At 50.5% G+C, this 13,882-nt stretch carries 11 protein-coding genes; all 11 read left to right on the top strand.

Annotated elements, in window-relative coordinates:
* Positions 1-502: 502 nt before the first annotated feature.
* The 11 genes from ACFWUL_RS07730 (at position 503) to ACFWUL_RS07680 (ending at position 13,847) form a co-directional block, all read left to right on the top strand.
* Positions 503-1,456: an L-lactate dehydrogenase gene (locus ACFWUL_RS07730; RefSeq protein ID WP_416176882.1), complete on the top strand. Its 954-nt coding sequence runs from the start codon at positions 503-505 to the stop codon at positions 1,454-1,456.
* 444 nt (positions 1,457-1,900) lie between these two features.
* The gene (locus ACFWUL_RS07725; protein WP_416176748.1) at positions 1,901-3,394 is read left to right on the top strand and encodes an ISLre2 family transposase; all 1,494 of its coding nucleotides are present in this window, start codon (positions 1,901-1,903) and stop codon (positions 3,392-3,394) included.
* Between the two features lie 151 nt (positions 3,395-3,545).
* The gene (locus ACFWUL_RS07720) at positions 3,546-5,153 is read left to right on the top strand and encodes a peptide chain release factor 3 (RefSeq protein WP_416176881.1); all 1,608 of its coding nucleotides are present in this window, start codon (positions 3,546-3,548) and stop codon (positions 5,151-5,153) included.
* 523 nt (positions 5,154-5,676) lie between these two features.
* Positions 5,677-6,627, top strand: coding sequence for a type II restriction endonuclease (locus ACFWUL_RS07715; protein ID WP_416176880.1), 951 nt, complete (start codon positions 5,677-5,679; stop codon positions 6,625-6,627).
* The gene (gene dcd / locus ACFWUL_RS07710; RefSeq protein ID WP_297022121.1) at positions 6,624-7,145 is read left to right on the top strand and encodes a dCTP deaminase; all 522 of its coding nucleotides are present in this window, start codon (positions 6,624-6,626) and stop codon (positions 7,143-7,145) included. Before ACFWUL_RS07715 ends, dcd begins: the two co-directional genes overlap by 4 nt.
* A gap of 180 nt (positions 7,146-7,325) precedes the next feature.
* On the top strand, positions 7,326-8,309 hold the full coding sequence (locus tag ACFWUL_RS07705; protein ID WP_297022116.1) for a TAXI family TRAP transporter solute-binding subunit: 984 nt from the start codon (positions 7,326-7,328) through the stop codon (positions 8,307-8,309).
* A gap of 74 nt (positions 8,310-8,383) precedes the next feature.
* Positions 8,384-8,908, top strand: a complete 525-nt coding sequence (locus ACFWUL_RS07700; protein ID WP_297022114.1) for a DUF1850 domain-containing protein — start codon at positions 8,384-8,386, stop codon at positions 8,906-8,908.
* Positions 8,909-8,913: 5 nt separating this feature from the next.
* A complete protein-coding gene (locus ACFWUL_RS07695) occupies positions 8,914-10,899 on the top strand; it encodes a TRAP transporter permease (RefSeq protein ID WP_416176879.1) in 1,986 nt (661 codons plus the stop codon).
* A 230-nt stretch (positions 10,900-11,129) separates the two neighbouring features.
* A complete protein-coding gene (gene rpsU, locus ACFWUL_RS07690; RefSeq protein ID WP_008858603.1) occupies positions 11,130-11,306 on the top strand; it encodes a 30S ribosomal protein S21 in 177 nt (58 codons plus the stop codon).
* Positions 11,307-11,351: 45 nt separating this feature from the next.
* On the top strand, positions 11,352-11,780 hold the full coding sequence (locus ACFWUL_RS07685) for a GatB/YqeY domain-containing protein (protein ID WP_297020790.1): 429 nt from the start codon (positions 11,352-11,354) through the stop codon (positions 11,778-11,780).
* A 174-nt stretch (positions 11,781-11,954) separates the two neighbouring features.
* Complete coding sequence (locus ACFWUL_RS07680; protein WP_416176878.1) at positions 11,955-13,847, top strand: glutamine synthetase; 1,893 nt, start codon at positions 11,955-11,957, stop codon at positions 13,845-13,847.
* The last annotated feature ends 35 nt before the right edge of the window (positions 13,848-13,882 follow it).

Below are 13,882 nucleotides of genomic sequence, written 5' to 3'. Positions count from 1 at the left end.
CCAGTACCCCTTCTTCATCATCGTCTGTTTCGTATGACTGGATTATAGCGCCCTCATTTGCGTTTTGTCAAGAAGGAAATAAAAATGATTTCAGCCAATTGCGGTTTGTCGAGCTGTTGGAGCGGTGCTGATGGATAGAGTCATTCGTGCGGGCTTCTAGCTTCTAGCCGCTAGCTTCTAGGAAAGCTCTACAGCCTACGGCACGAATGACTGGCGGAAATACCGGATGGGAAGCGCCGCAGGCGGATCAGCTTTCCTAGCAGCTAGAAGCTAAAAGCTAGCAGCCCCGTGCCAATGACTCTATCCAACAGCATGCCAAACCGCTTACTCTAACAGCTCGCAATACTGAAATATTTCAGCTCTGCACAAATCGCTGTACCGTGGTATAATACAGTCATACTATCTTTATGTGTGATGATAGTATGTGTTTGACGCAAGATACAATCCATGAGGAAGAAGAGAAGGACATTTCAGAAATTATTTCAAAGGAGAGTGGATTTGCATGTCAATTAAAACAAGAAAAATCGGAATCATCGGTGCCGGTAATGTGGGATCCCACCTGGCCCTCCAGTTCGCTGTACAGGGACTGGCGGACGAGGTGGTATTTTATGATACCAATAACGACAAGGCTATCGGGGAATCCTTGGACCTGCTGGATGCGGTGAGCTACCAGCCCCATCATTTCGAAGCCTATGCGGGCACCGTGGATGATATGAAGGATGCGGACATCCTGATTAATGCCTCCGGAAAACCCCGGCTCCAGGGACAGAACCGGCTGGATATGATGGACGGCGCCATTGCGACGAGCAAGGAATTCCTGCCGCTCATCAAAAAATCCGGATTCGATGGCATCATTATTTCCATTTCCAACCCCTGCGATATCATTGCAGAGTACCTGCAGTACAAGCTGGACTGGCCTAAAAAGAAAATCATCGGCTCCGGTACGGCCCTGGATTCCGCCCGTCTGCAGATGCAGCTGTCCACCCAGCTCAAGGTGAACCGCCGGTCTTTGACTGCTTACCTTCTCGGGGAACATGGGGATTCCAGTATGATTCCCTGGAGCCATGTAAAGGTTGCCGGTAAGTCAATCGATGAACTGCTGAAAGAAAAGCCGGAATTATACCATATGGATTCGAAGGAAGAAATCCTCCGGAAGGTCCATGAGGAAGGAAATATCGAGAATGCGAAGAAGGGGTGCACAGAGTTTGGCGTATCCTCTGCTACGGCAGAACTGGTCCGTGCCATTTACCATGATGAGCACAAGATCTTGCCCTGCTCCGTATATCTGGATGGCCCCTATGGTATCCATGACAGCTTCGCGTCTGTGCCGGTGAAAGTCGGTAAAGATGGGGTGGAGGATATTATCGAACTCCATCTGACGGATGCAGAGTATGAGGAACTGCATCGTTCCATCCGGATTCTGAAAGAACATTTTGAACGGGCACTGACACTGTAATCGGTATATCAAAAGACGCCTTCGGGCGTCTTTTTGTATATCACGGACTATTAAGGTTTATCGAGATGTTGGTGTTCGGTGCTGGTGGGTAGAGTCATCCGAATGGAGCTTCTAGCTTCTAGCTCCTGGCTTCTAGGAAAGCTGGCCAGCCTACGGCACGAATGACTGACGGAAATAACGGAAAGGAAGCGCCGCAGGCGGATCAGCCTTCCTAACAGCTAGCCGCTAGAAGCTAGCAGCCCCGTGTGAGTGACTCTACACGCAAGCATACTAACCGCCAACCCCAACAGCTCGCAATACTGAAATTGGCGGCGCTTCTTTTCCTTAGTGTAAAATGTTTCTCGGTAGAGGATTTCTCCCCTGCTGGATAGAAAAGGGAAGAGTCCCCTTTGATGGAAATGTTATAATTTCCTTGCAACAAATCAAAAGAAAGGACTCTTCCCAATGAGCATTTTATCAGAGAATATCGAACTTTTCAAACCTTTTATTCAGGAGGAAATTCTCAAGAGTATCAAGGACTCCAAGGATTCACTGGCCATGGAGCAGGTTCTCTGGCACCTCTTCACGGAACTCTTTGGCCTTCTTGTGGCGACGGCCTTCGAAATGATCGATGGGGAGCTGTATGAGAGGGTCTACAAGCCTCAGGGGTGGCGGATTTCCCGGCGGGATTCCAGAACCATATACTGCCTGTTTGGTCCTGTCACCTACAAGCGGAGGCGGCTGGAGATGGCCGGAAAGCAGGGATTTTACCCATTAGATAAGAAATTTGGATTTCTGCCTTCCCGTCACTATAGCATGGGAGTGATTCTGCGCATTGCCCAGGCTGCCCAGGTTACCCAGTTCCGTAATGTGAGCCATATCGTGAAAACTCTGACCCAGACGGATATTTCACATCAGACAGTTTCAAATCTCAGCCGCACTGCCGCCCAAATGGTTAGAAAATACGAAGCAGCAGATGCAGCCATGGAGCAGGCCGAGAAGAGAGTACCGGAGGACGGGCTGCTGGCTATTGAGGGCGATGGGATTGTAATGAAGCAGCAGGCGGACCCCGTCACCGATACCAAAGGCGGCCAGAACATAGAACTTCACCGAATCCAGGTCTATGAGGGCGTCGAGAAGAATGGAAAACGTTCGAGACTGACAGGGTACCACTGCTTCTCTGGAACGGATAGGAAAAGGCTGTTTGAACTCGTCAAGGTGTGGGTGCATGGCCGGTACAATCTGAGCGAGATTACAGTACTTTCCAACGGGGATGGCGGAGCAGGATATAATTTCGATGACTTCGACAATATTGTCGAGGGATGCAAGACACATTACCATTTCCGGGACAGATACCATGTGAATGAGAAAGTGCGGACCCGCCTCAGCTTCTGCCCACGTGGATTCATCGATAAATTCGTGCTTGAACTGAATAAGAGCAGAAATGTCATCACAGATATGAAGCCATATCTGGATACGGCTGCCAGCTACGCAGAAACAGAAGAACAGGCCGAGCAGGTACGGAGACTGGCAGACTATCTGAGCCGCAACGCCGACTATATCCCGGGCATCCGGGAGCGCGGAATCCGAACCGATATCCACCTGGGGGCAGCTGAAAGCGACCACCGACGCTATAGCTACCGTCTGAAAAAGCAGGGGCGCAGCTGGTGCAGGATAGGTATGGATTCAATAGGCACGCTGATTACTGCTACCCAGAATGACACTTTGGAAAAAGCCCTGATTTACTGTGCTGCAGGCAAAGCCTACAAGAAGATGGACCGGCAGATGCATAAGGCGGTCGTAGCAGCCGTAAAAACGAACCGCAAAGCCGCCAGGGACGCTAAATGGCACAGGAACGCACGGAATTACCGTCCCGGGTGCCTGGAAGGCCGTATAGGCGTATACGGAGCGACTTCAACTCCGATGGGCCAGCTTGCTAAAGCGATACAGATTTATTGAGAAAGCAGAGGCTGGGAAACCTGATAACATCGACTGTCAAATAAAGTACCGAGAAAACCTTGACACATACCTTCTTTTCTCCCTGCCTTTTCATTCCCCTCATAAGTGCGGTATAATAAAACGACATGGTTATTATTTTTTGAGGTGAAATATGACTGACTTGGAAGAAATAAAAAGACGCCGTACCTTTGCCATCATCTCCCACCCGGATGCCGGCAAGACGACGCTGACCGAAAAACTCCTGCTCTACGGTGGTGCCATCCATCTGGCAGGCTCCGTAAAAGCGAGAAAAACAGCCCGCTATGCCGTTTCGGACTGGATGGAAATTGAAAAGCAGCGTGGCATTTCCGTAACCAGTTCCGTACTCCAGTTTGACTACAATGGCTGCCGCATCAATATCCTGGATACCCCGGGGCATGCGGATTTCTCGGAAGATACGTACCGTACTCTTATGGCTGTGGACTCGGCGGTCATGGTCATCGACGTGGCCAAAGGCGTGGAAGCGCAGACGAAGAAGCTCTTCAAAGTCTGCTCGGACCGGGGAATTCCGATTTTTACCTTCGTCAATAAAATCGACCATTTTGGCAAGAATCCCTTTGACCTGATGGCGGATATTGAAGACGTACTGGGCATCCGTTCCTGCCCCATGAACTGGCCTATCGGGGTGAACGGCGATTACACTGGTATCTACGACAGAGAAACGGAAATGTGCCATCTCTTTATTAAGGATAACGCCCATGGTGTAAAGAAACTGGACATGATTTCCGGGAAAATGGATGATGAGAAAATTACGTCTCACTTGAGCCCTGAAGTCATCCAGTCACTGAAGGATGACCTGGAACTTCTGGACGAAGCAGGGGACCCCTTTGATGCGGACAAGGTGGCAAAGGGTGAACTGACGCCCATGTTCTTCGGCTCTGCCATGACGAACTTTGGGGTACAGCCGTTCCTGGAAAAATACCTGGAACTGGCGCCGCCGCCGGAACCCCGGAAAACGCTGGAAGGCATCGTCTCTCCGGAGGATCCGAACTTCTCCGCTTTTGTGTTCAAAATCCAGGCCAATATGGACCCCAAGCACCACGATCGGGTGGCATTCATGCGCATCTGTTCCGGGGTTTTTGAAAAGGGCGTCAGTGTCCTGCATAGGCAGAGCGGCAAAATGATTCGCCTCTCCCAGCCCCAGCAGTTCCTGGCTACGGAACGTCAGACCGTAGAAAAGGCTTATCCCGGCGACATTATCGGCGTCTTTGATACCGGTGAGCTGGGGGTGGGGGATACGGTCTGTGAAAAGAAACACCCTGTTACTTTCATTGATTTTCCTGTGTTCCCACCGGAACTTTTTGCACGGCTTTCGCCGGAAAGCAGCATGAAGAGGAAACAGTTCCTGAACGGCGTGACCCAGCTGGCCCAGGAAGGGGCTATCCAGGTTTATAAGCAGCCTTATATTATGGAATCCTTCATCATCGGCGCTGTAGGCCAGCTGCAGTTTGAAGTCATGAAGTACCGTCTGGAAAATGAATATAACGTATCTGTCAATCTGGAACCCTTGAGTTTTACCACAGCCCGGTGGACCGAAGGCGATGTACCGCCGGATGAACTGGTGGGTATCGACAATGCCATGGTGGTTTATGACCGCCGTGAACGGCCGGTTTACCTCCTGCCCAACGCCTGGCAGGCAGGATGGCTGGCCCAGAGAAACCCGAAGGTCAAATTCCTGGAAAGCCCGCCCCTTGGCGTGGCCGAACTGGAAGGAAATTGATGAAATGACCCCGCAGTTATGCTGCGGGGTTTTGTACTGGAAGAGAACGACAGTACTGCCAATTTCAGTTTGTCGAGCTGTTGGGCTTGGCGGTTAGTATGCTTGCGTGTAGAGTCACTCACACGGGGCTGCTAGCTTTTAGCTTCTAGCTGCTAGGAAAGCTGGCCAGCCTGCGGCGCTTCCCACCCGATATTTTCGTCAGTCATGCGTGCCGTAGGCTGTAGAGCCTTCCTAGAAGCTAGCGGCTAGAAGCTAGAAGCCCGCACGAATGACTCTATCCATCAGCACCGCTCCAACAGCCCTACAAACCGCAATTTGATGAGCTAAGGAAATTCATCAAAACTCGCGGTGCTCTATGAATTGTGCGCCGCACCACCACTCCTCATACCTGACTTCTGGTTAATGGCGGAGACCTTTTCGCCAGTATGGGGAGGCTGCGAAAACAGTTCTATTTTTCCATTCACCATTTCTATGACAAAATGTTATAATAACAAAAAGACTTACGTTCAAAGGCGGTGAAGGGATGGCAAGGCGAAAAGGACTGAAACAGTGGGATGCAATCACCCGGGAAGGATGGCTGCTTCTCATGGGAAACCCGGCGGTCATGACCCGCCTCATGATGGAGATTTTTGACAGACTCTATCACTCCGTAGACCATATGGACAATGGGAAAAACATAGCTGCCGCCCTTCATATGGAATACCGCGCTTTGAATTCCGCCGTAGGCTGGGCGGGCGGAAAAATCCGGGAACTGGTGGAACAGGGCAGGATTCCGGTTTACCCGGAGAAGCCGGCAAAGAAAAGGACCAGGAAGAAAAAGTGGGATGCCGGGTCCTACGAGACCTATACCCTGGATGGGGAAAAGGTGACAGGCGCTGCTTTGGAAGAGCCTGAAACCTACGACCGTGCCCCCTGGGAATATGTTTTTGACGGCACAGAAGGGGAAGACGGTGCTTACTACTGGATCCTCAAGCCGGAGGCGGCCAGTGCGTACCGGGAAATCCGGACCGCCAAAGGGACCTTTTCCTTGGAAGTCCGCCATATTTTGGAGGAAGATGAGTCGTCGGCCGGTACGGAAGGAAGCCTGTTTGCCCATCCTGCAACGGTCACGGTCAGTCGAATCCGCAGGGAACTGGAAGAAGAAGAGTCTTTCCAGCGAAAGTCCATGGTAGAAGACCCGTGCTGCCTTGTCTGCGGCGCCCGCCGTATTTCTCTCCTGAAAGCGTTTCCCTACGAAGAGGGAGATACGAGGACAAAGGGGCCCCTGTTCTGTCCTACCCATGGCGCCCTGTTTTCCGCCCATCTGATTTCATTTACCAATAAGGGGGAACTGCTCGTTTCACCAGCCCTTTCTGAAAAAGAGAGGGAACTGTTTCATTTGGAACCGGGGGAGTTGGCAAAGGCTCCCTTCAAACATCGCCGTATGGCCATTCATCGTAAAATTTTTAACCAGGAAGCGAGGAAGCTGAAATGATTCTGTCCGGCAGGGAAATCGTCCGCCACATGGGCGAAGAAATCATAATTGATCCCTTTGATCCGAAAAAGGTGAATCCAAACAGTTATAACCTGACCCTTTCCGATGAGCTCATGGTCTATAACAACCATGAACTGGATATGAAAAAAAGGAATGAAGGCACACTCATCCATATTCCGGAAGAGGGAATCGTGCTCCAGCCCAATAAACTCTACCTTGGCAGGACCCAGGAATATACGAAAACCAAATGTTTCGTTCCCATGCTGGAAGGCCGCTCTTCTATCGGGAGGCTGGGACTCTTTATCCATGTAACCGCCGGGTTCGGTGATGTCGGCTTTTCCGGCTACTGGACACTGGAAATGTTCTGTGTCCAGCCTATCCGGATTTATGCGGGCGTGGAGATCTGCCAGATCTATTTCCACACGGTCCTGGGAGAGGCTGACAGCTATGACAGCGGGAAATACCAGAATAATAAAGGAATCCAGCCAAGCCTCCTTTACAAAGATTTCGAAAAGTAGTATTATAATGATAACTTTATAGCACAACGAGCGAAGAAGCTGCAGCAGACGCATGGGGATTTCCTGTGCGCCGGGCTGCTTTTTTATTTCACTCTGTGCGGGGAATTTGGAAAGATACCGATGGGATTCAACATAGACAGGAATCGGACTTTCCGTTAGAGGGTTAAGGAGGACGGCATTATGAAGAAAACATTGAAGAAACTGATTGTGGCAGGTGCTCTCTGCATGGCAGGTGCAGCTCTTCTCGCAGGATGCGGCGGTGGAAGCGGCGGATCCGGTTCTGCAGGCGGCGGTAAGCAGTTCCTGAATATTGCTACCGGCGGCACGGCAGGCACCTATTACCCCTTAGGCGGTGCACTGGCAGAACTTCTGAACCAGAACATTAAAGGAATGAATGCATCGGCCCAGTCCACAGGCGCTTCCGTTGCCAATGTCAATATGCTGAAAGATGGATCCGTAGATATTGCCTTCATCCAGAATGATATTGCCTACTACGCAGCCAACGGCAAGGAAATGTTCAAAGACAACAAAATGGACAGCCTCCGTGGTATTGCCGCTCTCTATCCGGAAACAATCCAGTTCGTTACCACCAAAGACAAAGGCATTAAGACCATTGCCGACCTGAAGGGCAAGAAAGTGGCCGTCGGTGCTTCCGGCTCCGGTGCTGAAGCCAATGCCCGCCAGATTCTTGAAGCCTATGGTATTACTTATAACGATATCGATGTACAGTACCTGTCCTTCGGCGAAGCAGCAGATGCACTGAAGGATGGCAACGTAGATGCAGGCGTAGTTGTTGCCGGCTATCCGACTGCAGCTATCCAGGATCTGGCTGCCAACAAATCTGCTTCCATCGTTAATATTGATCCGAAGATCGTTGACCAGCTCATGCAGAAATATCCGTACTACACCAAGATGGTCATTCCAAAGGGCACTTACCCCGGACAGGATGAAGATGTGGATACGGTGGCTGTCAAGTGCGTCATCGTTACCACCGACAAGCTCTCCGATGACCTCGGTGAACAGATTGTGAAAGCCATTTATGAACATCTGGACCGCATGAAAGCTGCCCATGCCGTAGGCAAGTACATCACCAAGGATACGGCTCTGGAAGGCATGTCCATCAAGATGAATGCAGGCGCTGAAAAGTACCTGAAGGCGAAATAAGGAGAATCCCGATAGGATCCGACTTGCCATAGAAAGGAGGGAGAACGGGCCTCAAGGGGTCCGTTCTCACTTTCATGAAGAAACAGAAAAATGGGACACTGGAAACAGTGATTATCATCTTCGGAATCATCGTAGGCCTTGTGACCACCGTAGGCGGGTGGCTCATCCGGCAGCCCTATGTATTCGGGCAGACAGCGGATGGCATCATTTTCCGGCAGAAAGTGGAAGCCGGTACGCCGGTAACACTGGCCTACCATCATTCCGTACAGAAAACAATGATTTATGAGTATCTGGAAGTCAATCAGATTACAGATGGCTTTGTTCTTAAATCCACCAAATATCAATCTATGGGGGTGGGCCTTCCTTTCTCTGCTGACGAAGGTCACTTCCGGGAAGAAGATGGCTGGTTCGTTCTGGACGACATAAACCGCAATTTCCCGGAACTGTCTCTCCGCAATGGAGTGACAAACCACGGAACGCTGACCATCGGGGATACAGACTATGATCTGGACTCCATGGTTCCTTTGGGAAAGGAATTAAAGCTGTATGTAGCACCGCTGTACAAAGGGTGGTACATGAAAAAAGAAATTAGGAGTTGATTATTTTGGCCGATTTAGAGAAAAAGGGAACACCTGCCGGAAATCCTGCAGCCGCAGATGGTCAGTTAAGCAATGAAATGCAGGAAAAGCTGAAGTCCCTGGATAAGGAATCCAATACTGTGGAGTACAAGGGCATCTGCGGGAAGATTGTGGCTATTATCTGTATCTGCTTCTCCCTGTTCCAGATTTACACGGGCCTCTTCGGTACCCTGGATGCCATGATCCAGCGGTGTATCCACCTGTCCTTCGGCATCTGCCTCGTTTTCCTCCTCTGCCCTACGAAAAAATCCTGGGTCAAGGAAGGCCGGTTCCATCCGATTGATGTGATTCTGGCTGTGGTGGCCATGATACCGCCAATCTACATTCTTGTGAATTACCAGCAGCTCATCCTCCGTGCCGGGACCGTAACGCCGGTGGATGCGGTGGTTGGTCTTGTGGGAATTATCATGGCCCTGGAAGCGGCCCGCCGTATCGTGGGTCTGCCCATTGTCATCGTGGTGCTCTGCTTCCTGGCCTATGGGTTCCTGGGACCCTATATGCCGGGGCCCCTGGCACATCGGGGACTCACCATCAAGCAGATGGTGGGGCACCTGTTCTTCACCACAGAAGGCGTCTTCGGTATTCCGCTGGGCGTTTCCTCGACCTTTATTTTCCTGTTTATCCTCTTCGGCGCTTACCTGGAAAAGACAGGCCTTGGCAAGTTCTTCATCGATATCGCCAATGCCATTGCCGGATGGGCTTCCGGCGGACCGGCTAAGGTAGCCGTCATTTCCTCCGCCCTCCAGGGAACCATTTCCGGATCTTCCGTAGCTAACGTCGTGGGTTCCGGTTCTTTTACCATCCCCATGATGAAAAAACTGGGGTATCACAAAAACTTCGCCGGCGCCGTAGAAGCAGCGGCTTCTACCGGTGGCCAGCTCATGCCTCCTATCATGGGAGCTGCAGCATTCCTGATGGCTGAATTTGTGGGCATCCCTTACATGGAAGTCGTGAAGGCAGCCGTTGTTCCGGCTATCCTCTATTTCCTCGGCGTTTTCCTGGGCGTTCATTTTGAAGCCAAGAAGAACCATCTGGAAGGAACACCCAGAAGCCAGCTTCCGGCATGGACAAAGATCATGAAGGAAGAAGGTCATCTGGCCATTCCGCTGATTGCCATCATCGGCCTCCTTGCTTCCGGTTACACACCTATGAAAGCTGCCCTGGCAGGTATCTTTATTTCCATCGGTACCGCTATGCTCCGGGCCAATACCCGCATGAGCTTCTGGGACATTGTGGATGGCCTTGTGAAAGGCGCCAGAGGGGCCCTGGGCGTCATCATCGCCTGCGCCTCTGCCGGTATGATTATCGGTATTGTCACTAAGACCGGTGTGGGCCTGAAACTGGCTTCGGCCCTGGTCACCGTGGCATCGGGCAACTTCATGCTCCTTCTCCTCTGCACCATGCTCACATCCCTGATCCTCGGCATGGGCGTGCCGACCACAGCAAATTACGTCATTACTTCCACCATCGCTGCACCGGCCCTGATCCAGCTGGGCGTTCCGATCCTGGCGGCTCACATGTTTGTATTCTACTTCGGAATTATCGCCGATATTACGCCTCCAGTAGCTCTGGCTGCCTATGCAGGCTCCGCTATTTCCGGTGGCGATCCGCTGAAGACCGGCGTGAACGCGTCGAAACTGGGGATCGCAGCATTTATCATCCCCTATGTCTTCGTCCTGTCGCCCCAGCTCCTGGGTATCGGAGCTACCTTTGGAAGTGTCCTCTTCACGACCATCACAGCTATCATCGGTATGACCGGTATTTCTGGGGCCATGATCGGTCAGTTCTACTGCAAAGCCAATGTTATTGAACGAATTATCCTCCTGGCCGGTGGCCTGTGCCTCATCGATCCACAGACACTGACTGATATCATCGGCATTGCGATCCTGGTTGCTGTCTTTGCGCTTCAGTATTTCCGTACCAAGAAACATAAGAATCCGGAAAATGCCTGATCCATTTAAAATCCCTGCGGAAGCGGGGATTTTTTCGTAATGTCTGATACATAAAAGTAATATATAAAAATCCGGTTGACGGCCCTTTTTCTGGTACATTCTGTCTGCAACAGTAATCCTAAAAGTTTTTACAATTGAATAAAATGGAATTGACAGATAGGAAGTTGTAATTTATAATTTAAGAGTGTGCAATAGCACCCCATCAGTCTTATTGGGAGGGAGGGATAAAGATGTCTGAGATCAAAGTTCAAAAGGGCGAATCTCTTGATAGTGCTCTTCGCAGATTTAAACGTTCCTGCCAAAAAGCCGGGGTTCTTTCTGAAGTAAGAAAACGTGAACATTATGAAAAGCCCAGCGTTAGACGTAAACTGAAATCTGAAGCCGCAAGAAAACGTAAGTATAAGTAATGACAGGTTGTAAGGTGATTAGTTTTGTCAATTAAGGAACAGCTTATGGCTGACATGAAGACAGCCATGAAGGCGAGAGAAGAAGGCAAGCTTGCTTTGAACACGATCCGCATGGCCCGTGCTCATATCAGGCAGGCCGAAATCGACGACGGACACGCGGACTTCAATGATGATCAGGTTCTTGCCGTTCTCCGGAAAGAAGTGAAGCAGAGGAAAGAAACCCTTGCTGAAATCAAGGATTCCGGAAGAGAAGACCTGGTTGAACAGACCAAAGCGGAAATCGAAGTACTGGAAAAGTACCTGCCGGCAGAAATGTCTGCAGACGAGGTAGAGAAGGCTGTGAAAGCCATTATCGACGCTATGGATCCTGGGCAGAGAAATATGGGTTCTGTGATGAAAGCTGTCATGGCGAAGCTTAAAGGTAAGGCAGACGGAAAGATGGTCAACCAGATCGTCAGGAAACTGCTTGCTTGAGCTTCAAAAGCTTGACAAAAGCAAGACGCGTGGTGTATCCTTGTTACATAAGTTCATATGCTGCGTCAAAGATGACTCATTCCTATGGGAATGGGTCATTTTCTTTTGAAACAGATAGGGATTTATAAATATGAAAAAATGGTGAAAACAAAGTAAGTCTATAGGAGGACTCAAATGGACAAAGAATTGTTGTACTGCATTCCCGCCGGCCAGTATGGTAAAGAAGGGGTACTTTCCCTGCTCGCCCAGCATCCGGAAATTCGGTTTGTGTCTCTGGTAGGCATCGACCTGGCAGGCAATGACACCGATGAAAAGATTCCCATCGAGATTTTCATGAAGGACTATGAAGATTTCTTCGCCGGTAAAGCGGTACAGACCGATGGCTCTTCCGTGGTGTTCATGAATATTGCTACTCTGAATGATGCCCGGGTGGATATGGTGGCTGACAGCTCTGTCAACTGGTATGTAGACTACAACGATGAAAATATAGAGGATAATGGAAAGCCCGTAGGAACACTCCGGATTCCCTGCTTCCTCATTCACAACGGGAAGTTCATTGATTCCCGTTCTATCCTGAAAAACTCCTGCGAATATGTGGCAGGGGAGCTGAAGAAACTTCTTCTGGATGCCCAGGTGAAGGATATGGAAAATTTCCCGTTCTCCGAGATCCAGGATATCGTATTTACCACCGGCACGGAGCTGGAATTCTGGGTGAAGACGCCCAGTGAAAAGGAAACGGTACAGCACCTTTCCATTTCCCAACGCCTCCAGGAACAGTACTGGCAGCGGATGCGGGGGAATGTCCGTACCGCCATGGAACAGACCATTGAAGAACTGGACGCCCGCGGACTCCACGTGGAAATGGGCCATAAAGAAGTAGGTGGCATTAAACCGAAGGTAGACGATGAAGGCCATATCTTTGACGTCTGCGAACAGCTGGAACTGGATTGGCTTTTCTCCACCAATCCTCTGCAGGCTGCAGACAATGAACTGGAAGCCAGAATCGTTGTAAGAGAAGTGTTCCGCAGGAATGGACTGGACGTATCTTTCCGGGCAAAGCCGATTATCGGCGTAGCCGGAAGCGGTGAACACACCCATGTAGGTATTGCGGCGCTCCTCAAAAACGGCAAGACCATCAATCTCCTGGCTCCGGAAGACATGAAGGCCGATTTCCTTTCCACCATTGGCTACGGTTTCATCATGGGGATTCTCAACAATTACGAAGCTACGAATCCATTCGTATCTTCCACAACCGATGCCTTCAATCGCCTGAAACCGGGCTTTGAAGCGCCGGTGTGCATTGTAACTTCCCTGGGCCATACGCCGGAAGTTCCTTCCAGAAATCGTTCCATTCTCATGGGCCTCATTCGGGATATCGGCAATCCGAAGGCTACCCGCTTCGAACTCCGCGCACCGAATCCATTCACCAATACGTACCTCGCCGTTTCCTGCCTCTATCTCACGGCACTGGACGGCATCGAATATGCGCTGAAATCCAATAAATCTGCAGCAGAACTTTTGGCAGAACTCTCCAAGAAACCCGGAGAAGATGCGGATTATCTGGAAAAGGGCAGGGCATACCGCTGTGAAGAAAATGTATTTGAAGCCTTCACCGATGAAGAAAGGGATGCGGCCTTCGGTAAACCGCCGGCAACGGTTTGGGAAAATGTGAAGATCATGAAAGCGAACCCGGATAAGGTGAAAGTCATTACTAAAGGCGACATCCTTTCTGAACAGATTGTGGACTCCTTCCTGGCATCCATCGTGTACCGCTGGAAGAATGAACTGATTGACCGGATCATTCCGGGCACCGAAGCAGCCGTGAGGGGCTATAAAAAACTGGATAACGATGATAAGATCGATGAAAGACGGTGGAAAGCCATCAAAGCGAAGCGCATTGAACTGGCCAAGGATACGGATGATGGAAAATGCATCTGCACCCGCCTGAAAGAAGCGCTGGAAGCCGGTGACTATGATACGGCGTCGGACCTGCAGCTGGAAATGGCAAAGAAGGCGCAGGCCCTGGAACAGGAATATCATGTATATGCACTGAATATCCTGGACTGAAATTGATCTATAATTGAACATCAGGCCAATGATGA

Origin of the sequence: Dialister sp. (assembly GCF_047832375.1) — a bacterium.
Lineage (GTDB): Bacteria > Bacillota > Negativicutes > Veillonellales > Dialisteraceae > Dialister.
This window is presented reverse-complemented; position numbering and strand designations above follow the sequence as displayed.

Coding starts and splice junctions, on each gene's coding strand:
- ACFWUL_RS07730 (WP_416176882.1), top strand. CDS start 503: ATGTCAATTAAAACAAGAAAAATCGGAATCATCGGTGCCGGTAATGTG.
- ACFWUL_RS07685 (WP_297020790.1), top strand. CDS start 11,352: ATGGCTGACATGAAGACAGCCATGAAGGCGAGAGAAGAAGGCAAGCTT.
- ACFWUL_RS07700 (WP_297022114.1), top strand. CDS start 8,384: ATGAAGAAACAGAAAAATGGGACACTGGAAACAGTGATTATCATCTTC.
- ACFWUL_RS07705 (WP_297022116.1), top strand. CDS start 7,326: ATGAAGAAAACATTGAAGAAACTGATTGTGGCAGGTGCTCTCTGCATG.
- ACFWUL_RS07680 (WP_416176878.1), top strand. CDS start 11,955: ATGGACAAAGAATTGTTGTACTGCATTCCCGCCGGCCAGTATGGTAAA.
- rpsU (WP_008858603.1), top strand. CDS start 11,130: ATGTCTGAGATCAAAGTTCAAAAGGGCGAATCTCTTGATAGTGCTCTT.
- ACFWUL_RS07720 (WP_416176881.1), top strand. CDS start 3,546: ATGACTGACTTGGAAGAAATAAAAAGACGCCGTACCTTTGCCATCATC.
- ACFWUL_RS07725 (WP_416176748.1), top strand. CDS start 1,901: ATGAGCATTTTATCAGAGAATATCGAACTTTTCAAACCTTTTATTCAG.
- dcd (WP_297022121.1), top strand. CDS start 6,624: ATGATTCTGTCCGGCAGGGAAATCGTCCGCCACATGGGCGAAGAAATC.
- ACFWUL_RS07715 (WP_416176880.1), top strand. CDS start 5,677: ATGGCAAGGCGAAAAGGACTGAAACAGTGGGATGCAATCACCCGGGAA.